A 24,027-nucleotide genomic window follows, 5' to 3' on the forward strand; every position below is an offset into this window, starting at 1 on the left:
TAGAGAATAAGGAGAAGAAATGAAACCGTCAATTTATAGTTTAACACGTCAAACCATGCAGGAATGGGTTTTGGAGCAGGGAGAAAAGAAATTCCGTGCAGATCAAATCTGGGAATGGCTCTACCGTAAACGTGTCCAGTCATTTGAAGAAATGACCAACCTTTCCAAGGATTTGATTGCTAAGCTTAATGACCAGTTTGTGGTTAATCCATTGAAACAGCGAATCGTGCAAGAATCTGCTGATGGGACAGTTAAATATCTTTTTGAATTGCCAGATGGAATGCTGATTGAGACAGTACTCATGCGTCAACACTACGGTTTATCTGTCTGTGTGACCACTCAGGTCGGCTGTAATATCGGTTGTACCTTCTGTGCCTCTGGTTTGATTAAGAAACAACGTGACCTCAATAATGGGGAAATCGTAGCGCAAATCATGCTGGTTCAGAAATACTTTGATGAGCGTGGTCAGGATGAGCGTGTCAGTCATATCGTTGTCATGGGAATTGGTGAACCATTTGATAATTACAACAATGTCTTGAATTTCGTTCGTACTATCAATGATGACAAGGGAATGGCCATCGGTGCTCGTCACATTACGGTTTCAACCTCAGGTTTGGCCCATAAAATTCGTGATTTTGCTAATGAAGGTGTTCAGGTCAATCTTGCCGTTTCCCTTCACGCACCTAATAATGAACTGCGCTCAAGCATCATGAAGATTAACCGTGCCTTTCCGATTGAAAAACTCTTTGCTGCTATTGAGTACTATATCGAAACAACCAATCGTCGTGTAACCTTTGAGTATATCATGCTCAATGAAGTAAATGACGGTGTAGAACAAGCCTTAGAATTGGCTGAATTGCTCAAGAACATCAAGAAATTGTCTTATGTCAACTTGATTCCTTATAACCCAGTTAGTGAGCATGACCAATATAGCCGTAGTCCTAAAGAGCGCGTCCTGGCCTTCTATGATACGCTTAAGAAAAAAGGGGTCAACTGTGTTGTTCGTCAAGAGCATGGTACAGATATTGATGCAGCTTGTGGACAATTGCGCTCTAACACAATGAAACGTGACCGCCAGAAAGCAGTCGCAGCAGTCAATCCTTAATGATGAAGAAAACTTATAATCATATTTTGGTTTGGGGAGTCATTTTCTATAGCATTTGTATCGTCTATTTTTGCTTTACTCCTCAAGAACATTCTCCCGTGGGAGTGGAAACTCCAGGTATTCAGCATCTTGGACGCCTGGTTTTTCTTTTGACTCCTTTCAATTCTCTCTGGAAACTGGGCGAAGTGAGTGATGTAGGACAATTATTTTGGATTTTTTTACAAAATATCCTCAATGTCTTCTTGCTTTTTCCTCTTGTTTTCCAACTCCTTTATCTCCTTCCAAACTTGCGGAAAACAAAAAAGGTGCTACTTTTTAGCTTTCTAGTGAGTCTTGGAATTGAGTGTACGCAGTTAGTCTTGGACTTTGTCTTTGATTTTAATCGCGTCTTTGAGATTGATGATTTGTGGACTAATACCTTGGGTGGCTATTTGGCTTGGTTCCTCTATAAACAATTACATAAAAACAAGATAAGGAATTAAAATGAGTATTTTAGAAGTTAAAAATCTGAGTCATGGTTTTGGTGACCGTGCAATTTTTGAAGATGTGTCCTTCCGTCTCCTCAAGGGAGAACATATCGGCCTGGTCGGTGCCAATGGTGAAGGGAAATCAACCTTTATGAGTATTGTGACTGGTAAGATGCTGCCAGATGAAGGGAAGGTTGAGTGGTCTAAATATGTGACTGCTGGTTACTTAGACCAACACTCTGTCCTTGCTGAAGGGCAGTCGGTACGTGATGTTCTCCGTACAGCCTTTGATGAGCTTTTCAAAGCAGAAGCCCGTATCAATGACCTTTATATGGAAATGGCTGAAGACGGAGCGGATGTTGATGCTCTCATGGAAGAAGTGGGCGAACTCCAAGACCGTTTGGAGAGTCGTGATTTTTATACCTTGGATGCAAAGATTGACGAAGTAGCGCGTGCCCTTGGTGTTATGGATTTTGGTATGGATACGGATGTAACCTCTTTATCAGGTGGACAAAGAACCAAGGTTCTTTTGGCTAAACTCCTCCTTGAAAAGCCCGATATCTTGCTTCTGGACGAGCCGACCAACTACTTGGATGCTGAGCATATTGATTGGCTTAAGCGCTATCTCCAAAACTATGAAAATGCATTTGTCCTTATTTCACATGATATCCCATTCCTGAACGATGTGATTAATATTGTCTACCATGTGGAAAATCAACAGTTGACACGATACTCTGGTGACTACTACCAGTTCCAAGAAGTCTATGCTATGAAGAAATCTCAGCTAGAGGCTGCCTACGAACGTCAGCAGAAAGAGATTGCGGACCTCAAGGACTTCGTGGCTCGAAACAAAGCGCGTGTTGCAACACGAAATATGGCCATGTCTCGTCAGAAGAAATTGGATAAGATGGATATTATCGAACTCCAAAGTGAGAAACCAAAACCATCCTTTGATTTCAAACCGGCTCGTACGCCAGGGCGCTTTATCTTCCAAGCCAAGGATTTGCAAATTGGTTATGACCGTCCTCTTACTAAGCCTTTGAATCTTACCTTTGAACGCAATCAAAAGGTTGCTATTATCGGTGCCAACGGTATCGGGAAAACAACTCTCTTGAAGTCTCTCTTGGGGATTATTCCGCCAATTGCTGGGGAAGTTGAACGCGGTGATTATCTAGAACTTGGTTATTTTGAACAGGAAGTAGAAGGCGGTAATCGCCAAACACCACTAGAGGCTGTCTGGAATGCCTTTCCTGCCCTTAACCAAGCAGAAGTCCGTGCAGCCCTTGCTCGTTGCGGTTTGACAACCAAGCATATTGAAAGCCAAATTCAGGTCTTGTCAGGTGGGGAACAAGCCAAGGTTCGTTTTTGTCTCTTGATGAATCGTGAAAACAATGTTTTAGTGTTGGACGAGCCAACCAACCACTTGGATGTGGATGCCAAGGATGAACTCAAACGCGCTCTAAAAGAATACAAGGGATCGATTCTTATGGTCTGTCACGAACCAGACTTCTATGAAGGCTGGATGGACCAAATCTGGGATTTTAACAATCTAACTTAAAAATGAAGATAAAAGAAATACAGTACCGAATGTGGATACTGTATTTTTTTGGTTTTTAAGATTTAAAATCGTAGTCTTTCACCACTTCGATGCTATCGATAGTAATAGCAGTCGTTGGCTTTTCTTTTTCATCTTTTTCGGCTTTAGCAATCTTATCTACAACATCCATACCGTCAATCACTTGACCAAAGACTGGGTGTTTACCATCTAGACTAGGATTTCCCCCTTCTTTGTAGGCTTCGATGATTTTCTTTGGATACTTGCTTGTAGGGAGCTTAGCAGAGGTATCAGTAGAGTTTTGGTTGATAAAGAACTGGCTGCCGTTGGTGTTTGGTTGACCAGTATTAGCCATAGCAAGAGCACCACGGATGTTATAGAGATAAGGAGTAATCTCGTTCTTGAAACCAGTTCCCTTGTCTTTGGTTTTATCCTTGTCATGCCAGATAGATTGACCACCTGTACCGTCCCCTTTTGGATCTCCAGTTTGGACCATAAAGCCATCGATGACACGGTGGAAGGTAATACCGTTATAGTAGCCTTCTTTGGCATGAGTGAGGAAGTTTTCAACCGCTAGAGGAGCGAGTTTAGGGAAGAGTTTAATACGGATATCCCCTTGACTTGTGTGGAGAATTACTTCAGCCTCGTCTACAGCAACTTCTTTAGATAGTTGTGGGAAATTTGCATTTTCGTTTGTCAAAGCATCGTTTAACTCCTTGGCAGATTGGGCTGCTGCTTTGGAACTTTCTTCAGCAGCCAAGCTAGAATCTACATAGTCATCGCCACGCAAACTACGTTGGATGTTGCTACATCCAGCTAGGGCTACAGTGGATAGTAAAAGAAGGGTTGCTAGTTTTTTCATTCTATTCCTCTCAAAAATTCATTTCTACCATTGTACCCTAAAAGGAAGTGGATTTCAAATGTTAGTGACAAGACAGTTTAAGAGGAAGTCAACCTGAAGGTCGCTTGTTTAGAGGTATCAATACCATAAGTGTACTCGAAGTATTTAGGAAACCAGGTCTTAAGAAAGCTCGTAAAGCTTCACAATTCTCAAAACGTTAATCAATACGATACTATCAACGTTTCAAAGCACTCAAGAGTTTACCTCATGGGTGCTTTTTTTATGTTTTTTGAAAAAGTTCACCTCAAAGTTTACCTTATTTTCACCTTATTGTTTTAGAGACCTTAAGGCAAATTCACCGACTGCCATAGGGACTACATTAGAAGTATTGACATAAATCTGTGTTGTACCTGTGTCGCTATGTGTTAGAGCTTCGGAAATGGCTTCTAAGCTCATTCCAGCCTGTTTAGCGAGCGTTGCTCCTGTATGTCGCAGTTTATGTGGTGTAGCGTGTGCTAGTTCTTTATGTCGCTTTCTAATACTTTTCATTTTATTGTTCAGATAGTCAGCATGTAAAGGCTTGTTGATGTTTCCTTTTGTGTCGATATATGTAAAAACAAATTGTTCTGGATTACTGATGATGCCGAACTTTGCTAATTCATATCTTTGTTGTTCTTTCCAATTTTTGAGCAATTGGAGTAAGTCACCTGAAACAGAAAAGACAGTTTTCTTGTTGCTTTTTGTTGATTTTACTTCTCCATATCTATCTAATGCTTGGAGTAATTGAATTTGCGATTTATCAAAGTCGATATGTTTCCATTGAAGAGCATAGGTTTCAGATTTTCTATCGCCTAAGAAAAAAGTAAGATAAAATAGGACATAATCTTTAAGGGTTATTTTATCATTGTCTAAATCTTCTTGAAATGCTGAGAACCATTCTTGGAGTTGTTCATGAGTTAGATATAAATCTTCCTCTCTCTTGGACTCTGCAAGTTGAATCTTTTTAGTGGCCTTTATTCTTCTTAATATTTTTGCAACTTTATTAGCTTCTATATATTCAAGTTCTTCTGCCCAATCAAAAATGGAAATCACATAGCTACGTAAAGATTTGAAGTTCGCATATTCATCAGCTTTAGATGTCATTAGATTTAGGATAACTTGCTTATTTTGATTTAGAAACTGTATCGTATAGTTTCCAAGAAGTGGTAGTATATGTTTTTCAAAACAGGTTTTGGTATTTGCAACTGTTGACCTGCTTGGTGGCTTAGAAGTAGATGTAGTTTGTCCTGCTTTATAAGAGTCCCACCAGATATTGTTATAGAAGTCTGAGAAAAGAATATCTCCTTTTGCAAGTCCTGAAAATTCATTATCTTCTATTTGATTTAACTTGGTAAGCAAGTCTATCTCAGCTTGTCTTGCCTCCTTTCTAGTTTTAAATCGCTTATCGTAATAGTTGCTATTGACAATTCCAAGTGGCATTCGTGCTTCAATTGGGATATAGATTTTTAAGCGATAAGTTCCGTTTTTTGTTTTAGTGATAGTCATGATATTCTCCTTGTGTATCGAACCAGAAAATATCATGACTATTATAAAACAAAAATCTTGATATTTCTAGTTATGTAAGTTTAGCCATTGATCGATAGCGTCTTTATGGAATCGAATCGTTTTACCGATTTTGATTTTGGGTAAGCCTTTTACAATCCAAGAATCCAGTGTATTATTTGATATACCTAAATAGTTACAAGCTTGTTGTTTGTTCAAATAGGGACTATCGATACCGCTCTTGTCTAATTGCTCTCTGATTTCTTTCTTTATAAGATTAGAGAGTAAAAGTTGAATTTGATGAATTTGTTCATCTGGTAAGATTACTTGCATAGCTTTTCCTCCGTTATACTTCTATTAAAGTAGAGTCTGATATGATGTCTCTAGTTTTATTAGGAGTATTCGTCAAGGGAGCTTTTGATGAAGTTATTTTGCTTTTATCTGTACTATACCTTCGTGAATCTAAATACTTGGCAAAAAAGTAAGTTTTATCTACGATAAGTCTTAATAAGGTCGGATTTTCTTCTCTCGCATACCTAACCAGATGATTAAATTCAGTGAAATTATTCTTGTCTATCACGTCAATAATAGTTGATAGAAAATCATCGTTGTTATGGTTTATGAGGAATTTATCCAATTCAAATCCGCATCCAATTTCTATATCTTTGATATCGTACGGACTTTTCTCAGGATTCTCCGCATGGACAAAGTAGTCATACATCCCTTTTGGAGACATAATAGGTTCTACATGAGCAGGTCCCTTTAATTTATCCTTGATGAGTTCAGATACTTGAGAATAACTTTTGAGTGAATCGAAGAAAAAGGCGCCATGCTTATGAGCTTTTTTAAGTTCCCCTGTTCTTCTATTAACGTCTTTATCGTGCCAAGGGGATAAGATAAAGGGAATATGAAGGTCTTCAAGGATTTCTAAATAGTTTTCTGGGGCGCTCTCTCTGTAGAAAAGAAAAGCCCACTTGTTGGAACGTTGTTCTTTTGACATATACAACATACCTCGCTTTCAAATTGTATTTCTATCTATAAGGAGATTTAGAAGGGTTCTTTCGGAAGGTGGAAGACGCTTTTTTGATATTTCTGTGATTATTGATTATTGGACTAACGGGGTCGTAGTAACCCGTTAGTCCATATACCAAGCAGACGGGCGCTAGGTGGCGCTTACTTCGTGCGCCATAGCGCCCGTCCTATTATTTACGTCTTGTTCCGATAAAGTAGAAGTCCATGCCCTTTCTTTCAGGTCTTGAAAAATAATAGTCAGGATTGCGACTAGAAATTTCTTCACTGATGATTGTTTCCAAATCTTTTAGAATTCTAATGGCTTGTTGCGATTTGGGGACAGGAATAATCAATGTTGTGCTTTCCTCTCGTATATCTACAAGCACTTTCTGAATCGCTTTATTGAACTGTTTGTTGATAGGGTTGTATCTCTTTGTGTTTCCTTGCTCGCTTGTGCTTACAGTTTCTGAGTACTCTCTTTGAATCAGAAATAGACGAAGAGAAAAGGTCTGTGTAATGGACTTAAAGAGGTTTGATATTTTATCTTCTCTGTGGCGTATCTTAATTTCATAGCCAACTAATCCAAGTAATAAGAGAAGGGACAATAAAGAAATAGATGAGCTGATAAAGTGAAGCAAGCGCAGGAAATCAAACAGAGATGTGAAATAGATACTGTTTTCCAAGGGATTCATTCCAAGCCTCAATAAGATTGAAATAAACATAGATAGGATTCCCATTATAAAAAAGGTAGTTGCTGGATGAATGGTTTTTTGAAAATTCGTTTTTCTCATAGTCTATAAAATTCCTTTCTTGGTGTAATAGGTGGGACAGAGGAGGGGGAAAACTTGATAAGGATGTTCGTTATCAATAATCTGTATAAGTCCTGTTCCTTTGCCTATCGGAATAACGATGCCCTCAGGGTCGAGGTCGGGAAACAAAAACTGTGTGGTCTTTTTATTAATGTTTCCAATCTGTATCAGAACATTCAATTGTTCCCGAACGGATACGGGGATAGTTGTATGGTCAAAGCGTTGACTGACTAGAAGTAAATGAACACGTGTAGCTCGTCCCAGTAGTGCGATTTGAGACAATAAAGAGAAGAAAGAATCTTTGATGGTTCTGTTGACTCCTTCTGACAAGGCTAGTACTTCATCAATAACAATGGTTAGATGTTTAAATTCATGACGTGGATTTTCAAACAAGATGGCTTGCCTTTTATGAATGATGGTCATACACTTGCTCAGGTTTTCATTAATTTCTGAAACAAAATCAGATTTAGAGCGGTTTTCATGGGGGTGAATAACGGGAGTTTGGTGTTCTCTTGCCCAGCGTGATGGTGTATCAAACTTAGGGTCAATAATAATTAGGTCAGAAATGTTTTTCAGGACACTAAGTAGATAAGTCAAAGCGTAACTTTTCCCACTACCGGAATTACCAGCAATAGCCAAAGAAGTTACCTTATCATAGTTAATGGCTAGATTTTTCATGATAGGAATATTATTACCCTTTAGAGACGAGGTAAATATCTCAAGGTCTGGAATGACCAAGCGCTCCGAAACTCCTTTTTTCCATGGAAAGAATAAGCCACGCTGAACATGAATATCCTCTGACTTTAAGGCGATAAAGTAAGCAGAGTTTTGTTTCAATAGCGTATATTGAGGATAGAGGGAGGCGTTTGCGATTAGAAAAATCTTCTGATACAAGTCATCATCAATGATAAAGCCACATGGTAGACGAGGGACAAAGATAAAGCCGTCTTCTCGGACAAGAATGTTAAAAGAGTTGGTGTAGGATGTTTCACCCTGTAATACAGAGCCCAAACCCATATTTAGGCTCTGTAACAGGTATTGTTCCAACTCTCTTTGTGTGAGAGTTGAAACCATTAGTTCACCTCTTTCAATCCGTCAGCTTTGAAGTAGACATTGTAGTTAACTTCGCATGCCATTAGACCTTCAAATGAAACCAGAGATAGGTAGTCTGGCAGTTCAGGTGCTTCTGTAAATTTCACTTGAAAAGGCGGAAGTCCTTTTTGTCCGAACCAAGGCTTATAAGCGACAATTTCCCCTGTTGGTTTGTTGTTTTCGTACTTTTGTTGGGGTTCGAGTTCGTCACTCAGTAAGTAGATAGGAGCGTTGAGGTCAACGTATTGTTGAGCGATATGGTTTGAGTAACCGCCTTTTCGGTGTTGTGGTTTGATTTTCATATGGATATACCTTTCTATATGAAGCTTAAAAACTAAGAAGAGACAAGCTCGGTTTGAGGTCATGAGCTGGACTTTTAAAACTACCTCCTAATTAATGGACAAAATTAAGGGTAGTTGAACCATTTTTGAGCAAAAAAGGCCTAATTTTTTTGTTCAATTATTCTGTGAGTCTTTCTTTTATATAAGACATTATTTTCGGTATCTTACGTTGGATTTTACGATAGTCCTCATTTAATCTTCTACCCATTTCTCTGAAAGAAAGTTTCTTGTAGTTTATATAGGTTTCCCCCCTATACGTATATTCATATTCTTCAAATGAATGGCAAAGTAAGATAATGTCTCTGTCAAGTTCATCTAATTCAGATAGAACCTTTTTTAATCTTGGCAATTGAGCTAAGGTAAATTCTTCATCTTCTGTCTGAATGAGAAAGTCAAGAGGATTAGGGGAATCATCTATAAACAAGTCAAGTGGAGTTGTTTCGTTATTTGTTCTTCCATTGTTTATTTTGGAGTTTAGACTTATTTCTTTACGACGACATTGGCGAGCATAACTATTTTCATGTCTATCACTCTCATTTAGCCATTCAAGCCAGAAAGATTGCTCTTCTGGAGTTAGAGATTTAACGAGTTTTTCATTTAATTTCTTTTTAGAAATTTCTTCATATATATTATTCATGTTGGTTCCTTTCTGTCCTTAGGACGGAAAGAAACTTCAATGAGCCATACTGAATACCGATAGATGTGAAAAGGGCACACCAAATAAACGGATAAACAGATATATGCAGAACTCGACCGTTATCGTCTGAGTTTTCATATTCGTTTCAATCCGTCCATTTGATGGCCATCAATTAGGACTAATATTATTATTCTGAAGAAAACGCTTGTGAAATTTGATATAATAGAATCAAATATACATTTGCCTTATCTTCAAACTTTATTATGAAGTAGATGGAGTTACTTGTAAATGTAGATAAAGTAGATAAAGTTACCAAATAAAGTAAGAGGAGTTAAAAAATGTCATCTAACGTTCCACGCCTAACAGGAGGGATACTCTTTGGGCTTATTCTTGAAGCTAGAAATACTAGAAGAAGAGTACGTAGTACAAGAGTACGTGGTGTTGTAACTGATAAAAGTGATGGTTTAAATGAAGATGATATGATGTTATCGTTCATCGAGAACTTTACAGGGGAATCCCTTTTAAAAGTTAAAGGGACATCATTTAAAAAGAATGTGTCTGAATATAAAAAATGTGTGATATCTGCTACATCATATTTGATCTTTGACGACCAAACTTTTATTGATTCTTTTGAAACCTCAGTTAAGCAAAATAAAAAAGACACACTTGAGAGTATGTCTGCTTTTATAAGTAATAAGTTTTCAGAGCAAAAATTGGAATGGTTTGCTTCTGCTATTATAGAAACAATCTGTAATGATGAAACAATTGATATTTCGGAACGATTTAAGATTTCTGTTAATAATACTGTATCTAAGTCAGAATTATTAAGTATTACAACAGTAGAAATTGAGCCATTCTTGTTAGATGTGATGAGATATATATTTGTAAATAAAATTGATAATACACTCGGTAAAGAAACATTTGAGGAATGGTATTCTCAAAATGGAGAAAATACGCCATGGAAATTCAGAAACTCAGAACTGGGAAAGTCTTTGCCTAATTTAGAAATAACTCGTTATAACCCAAGTGTGGAAGAGTTGAATGAACAAACTGCTGGAATAGTGGAACAAGAGCATGTTGAAGAATCAGATACTGAGAACGAAGAAGAGAAAAAATTTAATACTGAAGGTGAAGAATCTATGAAACAACAAGTATTGAATAATCCAAAAATCATAACTCAGTATGCTAACAAAATTTATAACATAGAACATGTAGAAAATTTAAATTAAGGAGAATACATTGACAAACTCACTAAAAAGGCAGGATAATTTGCCCTCAGAATTTCCCCAACAACCACTACAACAAAATGCGGACAGAATTTATAATATTGAGCAAGCAAACAGTGTAAATCATATCGTTAATGTTACACCTATACGGCAGATACTCTCTTCCAATGAATATTATAACCTATTTATAATTTACAATGAGAAGTATGAAGAGAACTCGTTTAGTTTAAACAATGATAGGGTTTTTCAATACACAAATTCAGCAATTAGTCAAAAGTTCAATCAATTCACTTTAGAAGATATTGATGAAATAATGAGTTTGCCAGCTTTATTCCTTCCAGAATATAGTGAGGCGAAACAAGAGATAAAAACTGGATTTTTTGGAAAATTAGTAGATATAGATAAAAGAGCTGGATATATAAAATTTGATTTTCAGAAAGAATGTGAAATTGATTTAAATCTGATCGAACTTCATCAATCAGAATTAAAAATAGAAGATTGGGAATTAAGTAGGACTCACTGGGCAATTAAAAGAGCCAATTTAAAGAACATTTTAAAAGGCTTTGGTAATGGCAACGAAACAGAGTAAAGAAGTAAAAATTCAACGTGAAGTTGAAGAGTGGCAACGTCTTACGGCATGGAGTTTGTGACACAAAATGAAAGTGTCAATCCAAAGATTGACAAAGCCTTATCAAAAGCTAGAACGAACTTATAAGATGTCAATAATGCGGTAGGACGTTATGAAGAGGTCGTCAATCTCGTCAAATTTGGTAAAGACGAAATGAAATTAGATGGATTATTTATTGAGGTAATAGCGATACCTGCATTTAACATCATAGAAGCGTGTGTGTGGCGGAATAAGTGAAAACTATAGTCTGGTAGTCCTAAAGCAGATAGACGCTTTTTAAGAGTTGCTCTTTCATTTCTATCGCACATATAATTCCCGTATATGGTTGGGAATATGAGTGAAGATTTTCTGTTTCGTTCGCTTTTTTGTCTAATCTATCGATTTTAAAAATTTATAATAAAGAATTACTGAAATCAAAATCTTTTTGTCCCAGTCTCTTATGTTGTTTAATAGAGTTGCTATTGCATCAATTATATCTGTTTTTTGTGGTTCTGGTATTTGTTCAAGTTGAGTGATAATATAGCGAATTGAATTTCGAGAGTTTTTACTCAGTTAATTTTTCTTGACTTAAAATTTAAAAATGATATACTATGTTTATGGAGAGATAACAATTTATAAAATGTACTACTCTATTCTACTAGATAATGCTTGAATAAAACTTTTTATAACAACGGCTAGCAAAGTTATAGTTTTATATCTATTAGAAAATAAATATGTAAGGAAATTTATATGAAAAAAGAACAGTATTATCATTAACTACAGCTGCGGTTATATTAGCAGCATATGTCCCTAATGAACCAATTCTAGCAAATACACCTAGTTCGGAAGTGATCAAAGAGACTAAAGTTGGAAGTATTATTAAACAAAATAATATCAAATATAAGGTTCTAACTGTAGAAGGCAACATAGGAACTGTTCAAGTGGGTAATGGAGTGACTCCTGTACAGTTTGAAGCTGGTCAAGATGGAAAATCATTCACGATTCCTACAAAAATCACAGTAGGTGATAAAGTATTTACCGTTACTGAAGTAGCTAGTGAAGCTTTTAGTTATTATCCAGATGAAACAGGTAGAATTATCTACTATCCTAGCTCTATTACTATTCCATCAAGCATAAAAAAAATACAAAAAAACGGCTTCCTTGGAAGTAAAGCTAAAACTATTATTTTTGAGAATGGCAGTCAGCTGGAGAAAATTGAAGATAAAGCTTTTAATTTTTCTGAATTAGAAGAGATTGAATTGCCTGCATCTCTAGAATATATTGGGACAAGTGCATTTTCTTTTAGTCAAAAATTGAAAAAGCTAACCTTTTCCTCAAGTTCAAAATTAGAATTAATATCACATGAGGCTTTTGCTAATTTATCAAATTTAGAGAAACTAACATTACCAAAATCGGTTAAAACATTAGGAAGTAATCTATTTAAAAATACTACTAGCTTAAAACATGTTGATGTTGAAGAAGGAAATGAATCGTTTGCCTCAATTGATGGTGTTTTGTTTTCAAAAGATAAAACCAAATTAATTTGTTATCCAAGTAAAAAAAATGACGAAAGTTATAAAACACCTAAGGAGACAAAAGAACTTACATCATATTCGTTTGATAAAAATTCTTATTTGAAAAGACTCGAATTGAACGATGGTTTAGAAAAAATCGGTACTTTTGCATTTGAAGATGCGATTAAACTTGAAGAAATTAGCTTACCAAATAGTTTAGAAACTATTGAACGTTTAGCATTTTATCGTAATTTAGAATTAAAAGAACTTATATTACCAGATAATGTTAAAAATTTTGGTAAACATGTCATGAACGGTTTACCAAAATTAAAAAGATTAACAATTGGTAATAATATCAACTCATTGCCGTCCTTCTTCCTAAGTGGCAGCTTAGATTCATTAAAGGAAATTCATATTAAGAATAAAAGTACAGAGTTTTCTGTGAAAAAAGATACATTTGCAATTCCTGAAACTGTTAAGTTCTATGTAACATCAGAACATATAAAAGATGTTCTTAAATCAAATTTATCTACTAGTAATGATATCATCGTTGAAAAAGTAGATAATATAAAACAAGAAACTAACGTAGATAAACCTAAAGAAGGAACAGGTAAAACTGAAACTGACGTAGCTAAACCTAAAGAAGGAACAGGTAAAACTGAAACTGATGTAGCTAAACCTAAAGAAGGAACAGGTAAAACTGAAACTGATGTAGCTAAACCTAAAGAAGGGACAGATAAAACTGAAACTGACGTAGCTAAACCTAAAGAAGGGACAGGTAAAACTGAAACTGACGTAGCTAAACCTAAAGAAGGAACAGATAAAACTGAAACTGACGTAGCTAAACCTAAAGAAGGGACAGGTAAAACTGAAACTGATGTAGCTAAACCTAAAGAAGGAACAGGTAAAACTGAAACTGATGTAGCTAAACCTAAAAAGAATTCTAATCAGGGAGTAGTTGGTTGGGTTAAAGACAAAGGCTTATGGTATTATTTAAACGAATCAGGTTCAATGGCTACTGGTTGGGTTAAAGATAAAGGCTTATGGTATTACTTAAACGAATCAGGTTCAATGGCTACTGGTTGGGTTAAAGATAAAGGCTTATGGTATTACTTAAACGAATCAGGTTCAATGGCTACTGGTTGGGTTAAAGATAAAGGATTATGGTATTACTTAAACGAATCAGGTTCAATGGCTACTGGTTGGGTTAAAGACAAAGGCTTATGGTATTACTTAAACGAATCAGGTTCAATGGCTACTGGTTGGGTTAAAGACAAAGGATCATGGTATTATCTTGATACTGCTGGAGCTATGAAGACAGGTTGGTTTACAGTTTCTGGTAAATGGTACTATACCTATAATTCAGGAGATTTATTAGTAAACACCACTACACCCGATGGCTATCGAGTCAATGCTAACGGTGAGTGGGTAGGATAGGTATCCATTAGCTAAATCTAATCATTCTGAACTAAAAAATCTTCTTACATATGTAGGAAGATTTTTTAGATTCTCAAAACTAGTTTAAAAGACTACGCTATTTAAACCAATTTTGAGAATGGATATATAAGGATATTCAGAAATCTAGTTGGTCAACTTTTGTATTTTGAATATACCTTAGATGGTGACGATGTCTTGGTATATCTGATACTCACTTACATATTCTAACTTATTTTAACTAAGATAAAACTGTAGTGGTGAATTTGCTACAAATAGTGTAGAGGCGTTATTTGAAAAATATACAAAAAAGGAACTCCAATTTACATTTGAGTTCCTCTTACTTTTAATTGTCCGAATCAATATTCTTATTTCAAAAAAAGGTAGTGATTCGGCTGATTTTTATTGCAATGTAGTGAAATTTGAAATTTCAAGAATCGCTTTAAATCAAGGTTTCTACCGTATATTGACGTGTAGTGAATCCCTATTTCACTTCTGTAAAACTAAATAAGGGAAACTTTTGATATTCTGGTTCGATTTTTGCTTATTTTTTATGAAAGTTTACCTTATTTTGATGAAATTGATTAAAATTAGTTGAAATTTTATGTTTTGAAAACTTATGAAAACGTTGATTTTAAAGCACTTTGAAATTAGATGAAATAAGTGGTGCCCCAACCAGATTTTAAGAAAGCTCGTAAAGCATCACAATTAGTAAACGTTAATTCGAAAGAATTACTATATTTTAAAAGAGCACATTTTCAAAGAATTTTTTCTTTTGGATTCAATTCCTAATTAATCAATGAACTTAATACTAGGTCTCGAAAAGAATTATGCTTCCTCTTTCTGTCTGAGTTCAAAGAGGTCTTCTACTTTCAGATTAAAAACTTGAGCAATTTTAAGAGCCATTTCCAGCGAAGGGTTGTAACGATTATTTTCCAAGTGCAGAATTGTCTCGCGTCGCATGCCGATGAGGTCGGCTAACTCCTGCTGGGTCATGCCTGTGGACTCACGAACAGATTTGAGATTAGTAATAATCTTGCTTTCTTTGGCCATGCTTATCCTCTCCGTTCCAAGATAAAATAGACAACCGCAAAGATGCAAATCAAGACAGCTATGCTAAAAAATATCTGTCCCATGTAAAGAGTGAGAGACCCCATATACCCAATGATAACTGCTAGGATCATCAGTGCACCTAGTATAAAAACAAACATCAAGCTAGCTGCCTTTGCTAAATTAGCATAAAAGCGTTCGTCCGGAGTTTCCTTGACATTTTTCAAACAGAAAAAACCAAATACAATCACTTCAATAACGATGCCAATTCCCAAAATCCATTCTTTAATACCAGAACTTTCGCTAGGGGTCGCAACCCAAATTCCTACTGTATAAAAAATGCTTGCTGCAAACACAAGTATCGTGTAAAGCTTAGCAGACAAGTCAAAAATAATCTTTCCCTTACCTTTCTGACTCTTATGTAGCCAGCTCCAAATAGCTACAATTTGACCTGACACTGAAATACCAGTAATAACTAACTTGGGTTCCCAACTAAGATTAGAACCAAATAAAACAATAAAATCAATAAAGAGAGCTACGGCAATCATTGCAATGAGGCCACGCATTTTTTGACTTTTTTTCATGATAGCCTCCTTTTTTGTGTTATAAATATATAACACTTAAATTTTATGTTATAAATATATCACATTTAAATTTAGAAAGCAAGAATTTATGTGCCAAGGTGGCAATTATTTGAAAAATTTTTTTAATAAAAGCCCTCGATAGTCAAACAACTAAAGAATTCTTTGAAGCAATGCATCGGATTTGGTTTGGATAGTTTCGTTAATAATATTTGATGATAAAGAATTTTTGAAAAACCTAGATACTGTATGAATCTCTACTTTTTTTCTTAGACTGTTATAAAGTCTGTCAGAATAAGCTTTGTAGGTGTAGAAGTTAATTTTTACAGAACTAAATTATTCCCCTATTTAGAATCTATTAATTCATATTTTATAAATTAATTAGTAGATATCATTCTTAAAATCCTTGATATTTCGTTTGGGAACGGGCTTGGAATTTAGAAGCCAAGCATCCAAATCACGTTCAGGAGAGATGAAGGGTTTGAGTTGATGGTCTTTATAAAATGTTTCTAATACTCTTCGAAAATCAAATTCAAACTACGTCAGCTTTGCCTTGCCGTACTCCAGTACAGCCTGCGGCTAGCTTCCTAGTTTGCTCTTTGATTTTCATTGAGTATAAAATAGTATTCACGGCTAGCTTCTTTCAAACATTTATTTCCTACTTCTAACAAATTTCTAAATGGTTTAAAAATTTTATAGTCTGTCAAGTTTTTTTCTTGACACCTGCTAGAAATCTGCTATAATAGAACATGTGCTAAATAGCTCAGCTATTTCACCGAAATAAAAAAATAAGAAAAGAGAATTTAAAAATGGCAGTTAAAATCCGTTTGACTCGTATGGGTTCTAAGAAAAAACCTTTCTACCGTATCAACGTAGCAGATTCACGTTCACCACGTGACGGACGTTTCATCGAAACAGTTGGAACTTACAACCCACTTGTTGCTGAAAACCAAGTAACTTTGAAAGAAGACCGCGTTCTTGCATGGTTGGCTGATGGAGCTCAACCTTCAGATACAGTTCGCAACATCCTTTCAAAAGAAGGTGTATTGAAGAAATTCCACGATTCTAAATTCTCAAAATAAGTTTAAAGTAGGTTGACAGATGGATACGATTGAAAATCTCATTATTGCGATTGTGAAACCCTTGATTTCACAACCAGATGCCTTAACTATCAAGATTGAAGATACACCAGAGTTTTTGGAATATCATTTGGATCTTGATCAAAGTGATGTGGGTCGTGTAATCGGTCGTAAGGGTCGCACTATTTCTGCGATAAGAACGATTGTCTACTCTGTCCCAACTGAAGACAAAAAAGTAAGAATCGTTATTGACGAAAAATAAGAAGAGCGGGACGAATGTCTCGCTTTTTTTGTGTGGAGAAGTGTAAAATAGCATCCATCAAGTAACAGCATAATCGGGATTTGAAGGATTTTTGAAGGAGGACATCTAAGACGATAAGAAATCAATTTTTTACTAATAAAGAAGATATTAGTAAATATAAGAAAGATAAAGCAAGGAAACTGGCAGTTTATATTATCAAAGTAAGGAATCTCCAAGAGGCAGACAAGTTAGAACTTGTGAGACAAGAACGAGAAAGGCAGACTAGACTCGTAGAGTCCTTTTTAGTTAATGAACTAGATAAAGGGTGATAGCAGGTATAAAATACTAATCCTAGAAATAGCATCTAGAATTCTACTATGCTACAATGGAAAGATAGTCTCAAAGAATTCTAGTTGATCTATCTTGAGAATAGCTACTTTTAAAGGGAGTAACAATCTATGAAAGAGAAAACAAAAGCTTACCTAGCAGCCTTATCCTTTTCAGCAATCATTGGATTTTCTTTTTTATTTACTAAGATTGCTTTAGGCTATGCCAGTCCTCTTACAAACTTAGCGCATCGCTATACAATCGCATCTTTAGTAATGGTCGTTCTTCATCAAACCAAACTTATCAAAGTGAGTTTAAGTAGAAAAGATATTCTTTCTATTCTTCCTATGAGTCTTTTCTATCCGCTTTTCTTTTTTATTTTTCAATCCTTTGCTTTACAGTATATATCGTCTTCTGAAGCTGGAATTTTACAGGCTCTTGTCCCGATTTTTACGCTCCTTTTAGCATCGGCCTTTCTCAAGGAAAAGACAAGCTTGCTTCAAAAGTTCTTTTTATTTTTATCCGTAGCAGGAGTAGTTTTCATCTTCCTTAGTAAAGGAGCTAACTTTGGTACTGAGACTGCTAGCTTGGGCTTTCTCTTGATGTTGGGATCTGTTCTCGCCAATGCAATAAACAATATACTCAGCAAGTCCAAAGGAGGACGCTATCGGGCTATGGATATGACAGCTGTTGTGATATTTGTTGGCTTCGTCGCCTTTAATACGCTGAGTCTGACCTCGCACTATCTAGAGGGGAACATATTAGCTTACTTTGCACCGCTCGGACAGCTTCCTTATCTGCTTTCAATTCTCTATTTGGGAATTTTAGCCTCTATCGTTACTGGTAGTCTCTCTATCTATGCTATTGTTTGACTTGGAGCATCAACCGTCAGTGTCTTTGGTAATCTTGGAACAGTTTTGACTATTCTAGCCGGAGCCCTTATCCTCCGCGAACCAATTTATAGCTACCATGTAATCGGAGCAACTTTGATTATTGCTGGAATTTTAGGCATGAATCTGATGAGAAAAAAAGTAAAGATTGCTTAGCAGTCTTTTTCTTAATCCAAATGATACAGAAAATTCAAAATTTTTAATGGACTTAAGTTTAGAAAATGATGATTTTAATATGGCATGATAAAATAGATAAAAAGAATAATACTAGGATAAAGAAGAGAGAGTGTAGTAATGAAGCAAAATGATGTAGCTGAAGCTATTGCTTTTTATAACAGAAAACCTGAGACTTTGGTACGTCACATTATACCAGTCTTAGATTGTGATTTGGTTGTTTATCATCGTCCTAGCAACACAAATAAAGGCCACATTATTTTTTATCATGGAGCTTGTGGACGTAGTCAGATGTGGGCCTACCAGTATGATGCCTTTGAAGGATTTGACCTCTACTTTGTCAATGTTAGAGGACAGGGTGAATCACCTATGAAAGTTGGCTTACCCGACTTAGAAGGCGCTGTTCAAGATGTAGATGCTATTTTGTCCTATTTCCAGTTGGATAAGGTGATATTGGTCGGACATTCTTGGGGAGGAAATCCACTTCAAGAGTACACCTATCGCCATCCAGAAAGAGTTCTAGCCTTGGTCATGGTAGATAGTTGGGGACAGCATCGTTATCTATCAGATAAAGAGAGAAATCGCATAAAATATAGTTCTCTTATGTATAAAGCGATTCCTTGGAAGGTGATTGCAGATAAGAACTCAAAAATGTGTACAGACAATCCTATCACAAGAGAATTAGTCAAGACGGCCATTATAGAAACTGGGCGAGATGTTTTTTTGAACCTTGGAATCACAGGTTTTTTGGCTGTCCATGAGATAGAAGGTTATCATGGAAATCCTCCTATGCTATTAATAAGGGGCGAAAACGATTTTCCCAAACACCTAAAAATGATCTACGATGGTATCATTGCCTTAAATCCCAATGCGCGTCAAGTAACGATTTCAGATAGCAAACACCAACCTATGAATGACCATCCTGAAGAGTTTAATCAGATAATTGGTGAATTCTTTGAAGAAGTAGTAGCTCTGTAAGATGAGATTTCTCCAACTTGAGAAAATCCTTGGAACGTGATAAAATAAAGGATAAGGATTTTTTATAATTCATTATACAGAATGAGTGGATTTCTTTATGAAGAGGATTGAAGTATCTACAGAAATTGGTTGTCTCTCTGTTACTTATCAAAAGCAAAAGAAAATGCTAGTTTGTTTAAGTGGTGCAGGTTTGCTACCAAGTTATGAAAATTTTTCACTTATACTCGAAAAACTTCCTCCCACAATTGGTTATTTGACAATTGATTTTCCAAACACAGGTAGAAGTCCGATTCATGACCAAGCTGGAAAAAATCTGGATAATCTTGCAGATGCGGTTTATGAAGTACTTGAAGAATTGGCGATTTCTGAATATATACTTTGTGCACATAGTTTGAGTGGAATTTTAGCTTGCAAGTTGCTCAAGAAACCAATTAAGTGTCAGGCTTTAGTAGCAATTGAACCGACAACTAAAAACGTCATGTTTGCTGATTTTTCAGAAAATCCTTATCCAGAAATGGAAGAGCAGATGAGGCTGATTGAGGAGTGTGGTCCTGAACTTTATTTTAAGAACTTAACTCAAGCCACATTTAGCCCTGAAATTAATAAAGAAATTTGGGAAATAATGCAAGAAAAAGGCTTAGAGTTGGAAAATCAAGATCCAGAATTTCAGATATCTGGAGAGATTACTGAGGAAGATTTTGAGAATGTCTCGATAGAATCTCAAGTCCCTGTATTTATTTTTTGTCAGCCTTATAGAGAAAAAGAGTACAGAGAATCAGAATATTGGACTTCCAATACTAAACTCATTTTAGGAGGGAATCACCATTATTTACAATGGTCAGAATCAGAAAAAATTGTGACTATTATTCGAGAATTGTCCGAATAAGATGGAAAGAAATAGACTACAGGAGACAAGATGAACTACTTTAATGTTGGGAAAATCGTCAATACGCAGGGGTTACAGGGTGAGATGCGAGTTTTGTCTGTGACGGATTTTGCAGAAGAACGGTTTAAAAAAGGGGCTGAGCTGGCCTTGTTTGATGAAAAAGATCAGTTTGTTCAAACAGTGATCATCGCTAGCCACCGTAAACAGAAGAACTTTGACATTATTAAATTCAAAGATATGTACCATATCAACGCTATCGAAAAGTACAAAGGATACAGTCTCAAGGTTGCTGAGGAAGATTTGGACGATCTAGATGATGGTGAATTCTACTATCACGAGATTATCGGTTTGGAAGTCTACGAGGGTGATAACTTGGTCGGAACCATCAAGGAAATCCTGCAACCAGGCGCCAACGATGTCTGGGTGGTCAAGCGAAAAGGCAAACGTGATTTGCTTTTACCATATATCCCACCAGTGGTTCTCAATGTTGATATTCCAAATAACCGCGTCGATGTGGAAGTCTTAGAAGGGTTAGACGATGAAGATTGATATTTTAACCCTCTTTCCAGAGATGTTCTCTCCACTGGAGCACTCAATTGTTGGAAAGGCTCGTGAAAAAGGGCTCTTGGATATCCAGTATCATAATTTTCGAGAATATGCTGAAAAGGCCCGTCACGTCGATGATGAACCATATGGAGGCGGTCAGGGGATGCTGCTCCGAGCCCAACCCATTTTCGATGCCTTTGATGCTATTGAAAAGAAAAATCCGCGCGTGATTCTCCTTGATCCAGCTGGAAAGCAGTTTGATCAGGCTTATGCTGAGGATTTGGCTCAAGAGGAAGAGTTAATCTTTATCTGTGGCCACTATGAGGGTTATGATGAGCGGATTAAGACCTTGGTGACAGATGAGATTTCTCTAGGTGATTATGTCTTAACTGGAGGAGAATTGGCGGCCATGACTATGATTGATGCTACAGTACGCCTGATTCCAGAAGTGATTGGCAAGGAGTCTAGCCACCAAGATGATAGTTTTTCTTCTGGCCTTCTTGAATATCCTCAGTACACACGTCCCTATGATTATCGAGGCATGGTTGTCCCAGATGTTCTGATGAGCGGGCACCATGAAAAGATTCGTCAGTGGCGCCTGTATGAGAGTTTAAAGAAAACCTACGAGCGCAGACCGGATTTGCTTGAACATTATCAACTGACAGCAGAAGAAGAAAAAATTCTGGCAGAAATCAAAGAAAACAAAGAATAAAGGAGAAACCTATGCAAGTAATCAAACGTGATGGAGAAATTGCTGAATTTAATCCAGATAAGATTTACCAAGCTATCTTAAAGGCAGCCCAGACTGTCTATGTATTGACAGATGATTTGCGTCAAAACCTTGCAAAAGTCACTAAGAAAGTTGTTTTGGATTTGGAAGAAGCAAAAGTAGAACGTGCTACCATCAGCATGATTCAGTCTATGGTTGAGCATCGTTTACTGGGTGCAGGTTACATTACTATTGCAGAACACTACATTTCCTATCGTTTACAACGTGACTTGGAAAGAAGTGGTTATGGGGATCATATCGCGGTTCATTTACATTTTGAACAAATTCGCTAAGAAAAAAGAGTGGGATGAAGCAACTACATCTCACTCTTTCTTAAATCTATTTTTTTGGGCTGTTTGGACGGTTGAAGGGACAAATCGCAGGCGTTGAATATCGCTTATACGGATAATACGGGTCACATTTTTGGCAAAATTTTTCACGATAATTTGCTGGCGTTGCTGATCGTATTTGATGATGTCACCTGTAAAGCTTGTCTCAGACAAGATAAGGTGAACAGCGGTTTGTTTCTGGATAGCCTCTTCAATAGTGGCTGTAAGGGAGTTGCTTTCAGTCTGGTCAGGTTGGTCATGTCCATTTAAAAAGTCATGTATTTTATCTAAAACTTGCTGGAATTTATGTCTCATATTGGCCTCCCTTCTTTTATATCAATATTATATAAAATTTTCCTAAAATCTACAAGATTTTACGAATAAACTAATGAAAGCTAAAAAAGGAGAAGAAAATGGCAGAATTTACATTTGAAATCGAAGAGCACTTGTTGACTCTTTCTGAAAACGAAAAAGGTTGGACCAAGGAAATCAACCGTGTGAGCTTTAATGGTGCTCCTGCAAAGTTTGATATTCGTGCTTGGAGCCCAGATCATACTAAAATGGGCAAAGGAATTACTCTCTCAAATGAAGAATTTCAAACAATGGTGGATGCCTTAAAAATCAACTAAGTTTTCAAAATGAAAGAAAAGGATACTGAGTCATGACAACTCGATATCCTTTTTTAGTTAGCAAAGTAAGACTGATTTTTAAGGCGTTGAAGTAGCGGACGGCTAATAAAACTAATAGCCAGAAGTTTACCAAGGTCTGGAATGATAAAGGGAATGACCCCCACAACAAGAGCTTTTTCAAATGCCATTCCAGCAAGAAAATGTAAACTGAGAATCCCACCGACAAAAACAAGGGCATCACCCAAGAGGTTTGCAAGAAAAATATTGACAATCCCACTCTTGCTGTTGGTTAGAGAGGAAGTAAGTCCAGAGTAAACGAGATAAAACCAAAGATAGCCTGCAGTGGGGCCAACTAAAGCCTGAAAACCAGCTCCACCTCCTGCAAAGACAGGAAGACCGATAGCACCTAGAAGAAGATAGAGTCCGACAGAAAGTACAGCCTCTCTCGGTCTAAAGACAGTAGCAATCAAGCCGATTGCAAAGTTCTGCAGAGTGAAGGGGACAGGCCCAATTGGAAGGCTGATTTGTGCCAATACCGCAATAAGAGCAGCCCCAATAGCAGGGATAGCATAAACGTGAGCTTTTTTCAAAATAGTTAACCTCTTTTCTAATGTATAGTAACAATTATACTCGTAGGAGAAATATTGTCAACCGATTTTTAAGAACAAGGTAACAAATACTGTAACAGCCGATTTGATTGACAAGAGAAATTTGATAATTGTTTTTTATCGATTTGTAAATCAGTTTTATATATAGATAATCCCATTTTATACATAAAAAATATACTATAAATACTTGACAAACTAAAAAATAAGTGCTACATTAATAAATGTAAACGGATACATTTATATGTGTTCAATTTTAAAAGGAGGGGTAGTTATGAGATATTTTAACGACTCTAGATACCATAACGGTGATTAAAAACCTAAATATAATCAATTCATATTAAAGTAATATGGATGGACTAAAAAGGGGACTGTTGCTTATTCTTTATCAAATATTTTAATTAAAGGAGAAGTAAAATGAAAAAAAGAATTAACAAGAAAGCATCTGTTTTTCTAGTCGCAAGTGTTTTAAGTTTTAGCTTTGCTACTGTAGCTAGTATTGTTAGTGCAACTACAGCACACCCTGCTCCAAGTCCCATTATTGATGTATGGGAATATGGTGTAAATGATAACTCTGGTTATTCGAATTACTTTGTTAGTTCTCCAGATAATATTGGTTCAAAATCTTCAGTAACGAATTTTTGGGGAACAGTTAAAGCTCAGGATAAACAAGATTATGGATGGGCATATTCAAGTGCTACAAAATCTTGGAGCGATGTTCGATTAAATGCATATTGGGATTATTATAGATTTTAAAAATAA

28 protein-coding genes and 1 pseudogene are annotated in these 24,027 nt (G+C 36.2%); 16 read left to right on the forward strand and 13 right to left on the reverse strand.

Features of this window, described 5'->3' with window-relative positions; translation table 11 throughout:
- Positions 1-19: 19 nt before the first annotated feature.
- Genes rlmN through STYK_RS03965 form a run of 3 tightly spaced genes read left to right on the forward strand, consistent with a single transcriptional unit; the run spans position 20 to position 3,130 of the window.
- Positions 20-1,105 (forward strand): dual-specificity RNA methyltransferase RlmN, encoded by a 1,086-nt coding sequence (rlmN, locus tag STYK_RS03955; protein WP_000804760.1) that lies wholly within the window; start codon positions 20-22, stop codon positions 1,103-1,105.
- Positions 1,105-1,587, forward strand: a complete 483-nt coding sequence (locus STYK_RS03960; RefSeq protein ID WP_125442855.1) for a VanZ family protein — start codon at positions 1,105-1,107, stop codon at positions 1,585-1,587. The genes rlmN and STYK_RS03960 overlap by 1 nt, the downstream gene beginning before the upstream one ends.
- Before the next feature lies 1 nt (position 1,588).
- Positions 1,589-3,130, forward strand: a complete 1,542-nt coding sequence (locus STYK_RS03965; protein ID WP_000025378.1) for an ABC-F family ATP-binding cassette domain-containing protein — start codon at positions 1,589-1,591, stop codon at positions 3,128-3,130.
- A gap of 55 nt (positions 3,131-3,185) precedes the next feature.
- On the opposite strand, the gene STYK_RS03970 is transcribed toward STYK_RS03965, so the two are convergent.
- From STYK_RS03970 to STYK_RS04005, 8 genes are all read right to left on the reverse strand, one after another.
- Positions 3,186-3,989: a peptidylprolyl isomerase gene (locus STYK_RS03970; protein ID WP_261805286.1), complete on the reverse strand. Its 804-nt coding sequence runs from the start codon at positions 3,987-3,989 to the stop codon at positions 3,186-3,188.
- Between the two features lie 306 nt (positions 3,990-4,295).
- Positions 4,296-5,513: a site-specific integrase gene (locus STYK_RS03975; protein ID WP_261805287.1), complete on the reverse strand. Its 1,218-nt coding sequence runs from the start codon at positions 5,511-5,513 to the stop codon at positions 4,296-4,298.
- A 66-nt stretch (positions 5,514-5,579) separates the two neighbouring features.
- The gene (locus STYK_RS03980; protein ID WP_001196067.1) at positions 5,580-5,843 is read right to left on the reverse strand and encodes a helix-turn-helix domain-containing protein; all 264 of its coding nucleotides are present in this window, start codon (positions 5,841-5,843) and stop codon (positions 5,580-5,582) included.
- 13 nt (positions 5,844-5,856) lie between these two features.
- Positions 5,857-6,510 carry a replication protein gene (locus STYK_RS03985; RefSeq protein WP_000032482.1) on the reverse strand — a complete coding sequence of 218 codons (654 nt, stop codon included), beginning with the start codon at positions 6,508-6,510 and terminating at the stop codon, positions 5,857-5,859.
- Positions 6,511-6,712: 202 nt separating this feature from the next.
- Positions 6,713-7,312 carry a hypothetical protein gene (locus STYK_RS03990; protein ID WP_001232745.1) on the reverse strand — a complete coding sequence of 200 codons (600 nt, stop codon included), beginning with the start codon at positions 7,310-7,312 and terminating at the stop codon, positions 6,713-6,715.
- A gap of 3 nt (positions 7,313-7,315) precedes the next feature.
- Complete coding sequence (locus STYK_RS03995; protein WP_000255253.1) at positions 7,316-8,404, reverse strand: type IV secretion system DNA-binding domain-containing protein; 1,089 nt, start codon at positions 8,402-8,404, stop codon at positions 7,316-7,318.
- Positions 8,404-8,718: a hypothetical protein gene (locus tag STYK_RS04000; RefSeq protein WP_173277710.1), complete on the reverse strand. Its 315-nt coding sequence runs from the start codon at positions 8,716-8,718 to the stop codon at positions 8,404-8,406. The genes STYK_RS03995 and STYK_RS04000 overlap by 1 nt, the downstream gene beginning before the upstream one ends.
- A 163-nt stretch (positions 8,719-8,881) precedes the next feature.
- The gene (locus STYK_RS04005) at positions 8,882-9,400 is read right to left on the reverse strand and encodes a hypothetical protein (RefSeq protein WP_001060107.1); all 519 of its coding nucleotides are present in this window, start codon (positions 9,398-9,400) and stop codon (positions 8,882-8,884) included.
- A gap of 338 nt (positions 9,401-9,738) precedes the next feature.
- Here STYK_RS04005 and STYK_RS04010 point away from each other — a divergent pair, with 338 nt between their 5' ends.
- Both STYK_RS04010 and STYK_RS04015 read left to right on the forward strand, forming a co-directional pair.
- Positions 9,739-10,629, forward strand: a complete 891-nt coding sequence (locus tag STYK_RS04010; protein ID WP_000097855.1) for a hypothetical protein — start codon at positions 9,739-9,741, stop codon at positions 10,627-10,629.
- A 10-nt stretch (positions 10,630-10,639) separates the two neighbouring features.
- A complete protein-coding gene (locus STYK_RS04015) occupies positions 10,640-11,215 on the forward strand; it encodes a hypothetical protein (protein WP_049539246.1) in 576 nt (191 codons plus the stop codon).
- Between the two features lie 149 nt (positions 11,216-11,364).
- Here STYK_RS04015 and STYK_RS04020 read toward each other — a convergent pair whose 3' ends face one another.
- A complete protein-coding gene (locus STYK_RS04020) occupies positions 11,365-11,628 on the reverse strand; it encodes a tyrosine-type recombinase/integrase (protein ID WP_371642489.1) in 264 nt (87 codons plus the stop codon).
- 396 nt (positions 11,629-12,024) lie between these two features.
- Here STYK_RS04020 and STYK_RS04025 point away from each other — a divergent pair, with 396 nt between their 5' ends.
- Positions 12,025-14,184: a leucine-rich repeat protein gene (locus tag STYK_RS04025; RefSeq protein WP_390625149.1), complete on the forward strand. Its 2,160-nt coding sequence runs from the start codon at positions 12,025-12,027 to the stop codon at positions 14,182-14,184.
- 825 nt (positions 14,185-15,009) lie between these two features.
- Here the strand turns inward: STYK_RS04025 and STYK_RS04030 are convergent.
- A complete protein-coding gene (locus tag STYK_RS04030; RefSeq protein WP_001041097.1) occupies positions 15,010-15,234 on the reverse strand; it encodes a helix-turn-helix transcriptional regulator in 225 nt (74 codons plus the stop codon).
- Positions 15,235-15,236: 2 nt separating this feature from the next.
- Positions 15,237-15,815, reverse strand: a complete 579-nt coding sequence (locus tag STYK_RS04035) for a hypothetical protein (protein ID WP_261805288.1) — start codon at positions 15,813-15,815, stop codon at positions 15,237-15,239.
- An 806-nt stretch (positions 15,816-16,621) separates the two neighbouring features.
- Here STYK_RS04035 and rpsP point away from each other — a divergent pair.
- The 8 genes and pseudogenes from rpsP (at position 16,622) to STYK_RS04080 (ending at position 21,995) form a co-directional block, all read left to right on the forward strand.
- Complete coding sequence (gene rpsP, locus STYK_RS04040; RefSeq protein WP_000268760.1) at positions 16,622-16,894, forward strand: 30S ribosomal protein S16; 273 nt, start codon at positions 16,622-16,624, stop codon at positions 16,892-16,894.
- 19 nt (positions 16,895-16,913) lie between these two features.
- A complete protein-coding gene (gene kphA, locus STYK_RS04045) occupies positions 16,914-17,153 on the forward strand; it encodes an RNA-binding protein KphA (RefSeq protein ID WP_000379617.1) in 240 nt (79 codons plus the stop codon).
- A 437-nt stretch (positions 17,154-17,590) separates the two neighbouring features.
- Positions 17,591-18,505: pseudogene (locus tag STYK_RS04050) on the forward strand (DMT family transporter).
- 138 nt (positions 18,506-18,643) lie between these two features.
- Entirely contained in the window at positions 18,644-19,501 is an 858-nt protein-coding gene (locus tag STYK_RS04060; RefSeq protein WP_247952882.1) for an alpha/beta fold hydrolase, read from the forward strand.
- Between the two features lie 97 nt (positions 19,502-19,598).
- Positions 19,599-20,387, forward strand: a complete 789-nt coding sequence (locus tag STYK_RS04065) for an alpha/beta fold hydrolase (RefSeq protein ID WP_261805290.1) — start codon at positions 19,599-19,601, stop codon at positions 20,385-20,387.
- A gap of 30 nt (positions 20,388-20,417) precedes the next feature.
- Positions 20,418-20,936, forward strand: a complete 519-nt coding sequence (rimM, locus tag STYK_RS04070; protein WP_261805291.1) for a ribosome maturation factor RimM — start codon at positions 20,418-20,420, stop codon at positions 20,934-20,936.
- Positions 20,926-21,645 carry a tRNA (guanosine(37)-N1)-methyltransferase TrmD gene (trmD, locus tag STYK_RS04075; RefSeq protein WP_153210071.1) on the forward strand — a complete coding sequence of 240 codons (720 nt, stop codon included), beginning with the start codon at positions 20,926-20,928 and terminating at the stop codon, positions 21,643-21,645. The genes rimM and trmD overlap by 11 nt, the downstream gene beginning before the upstream one ends.
- 11 nt (positions 21,646-21,656) lie before the next feature.
- Positions 21,657-21,995, forward strand: coding sequence for an ATP cone domain-containing protein (locus STYK_RS04080; protein ID WP_261805292.1), 339 nt, complete (start codon positions 21,657-21,659; stop codon positions 21,993-21,995).
- A gap of 30 nt (positions 21,996-22,025) precedes the next feature.
- Here STYK_RS04080 and STYK_RS04085 read toward each other — a convergent pair whose 3' ends face one another.
- Positions 22,026-22,346, reverse strand: coding sequence for a hypothetical protein (locus tag STYK_RS04085; RefSeq protein ID WP_001216096.1), 321 nt, complete (start codon positions 22,344-22,346; stop codon positions 22,026-22,028).
- A 98-nt stretch (positions 22,347-22,444) separates the two neighbouring features.
- On the opposite strand from STYK_RS04085, the gene STYK_RS04090 reads away from it, so the two are divergent.
- Entirely contained in the window at positions 22,445-22,660 is a 216-nt protein-coding gene (locus STYK_RS04090) for a YdbC family protein (protein WP_261805293.1), read from the forward strand.
- A gap of 53 nt (positions 22,661-22,713) precedes the next feature.
- On the opposite strand, the gene STYK_RS04095 is transcribed toward STYK_RS04090, so the two are convergent.
- Complete coding sequence (locus tag STYK_RS04095) at positions 22,714-23,250, reverse strand: biotin transporter BioY (protein WP_261805294.1); 537 nt, start codon at positions 23,248-23,250, stop codon at positions 22,714-22,716.
- 432 nt (positions 23,251-23,682) lie between these two features.
- On the opposite strand from STYK_RS04095, the gene STYK_RS04100 reads away from it, so the two are divergent.
- Positions 23,683-24,021: a hypothetical protein gene (locus STYK_RS04100; RefSeq protein WP_000746106.1), complete on the forward strand. Its 339-nt coding sequence runs from the start codon at positions 23,683-23,685 to the stop codon at positions 24,019-24,021.
- The last annotated feature ends 6 nt before the right edge of the window (positions 24,022-24,027 follow it).

The sequence above is a fragment of the Streptococcus toyakuensis genome (assembly GCF_024346585.1).
GTDB lineage: Bacteria > Bacillota > Bacilli > Lactobacillales > Streptococcaceae > Streptococcus > Streptococcus toyakuensis.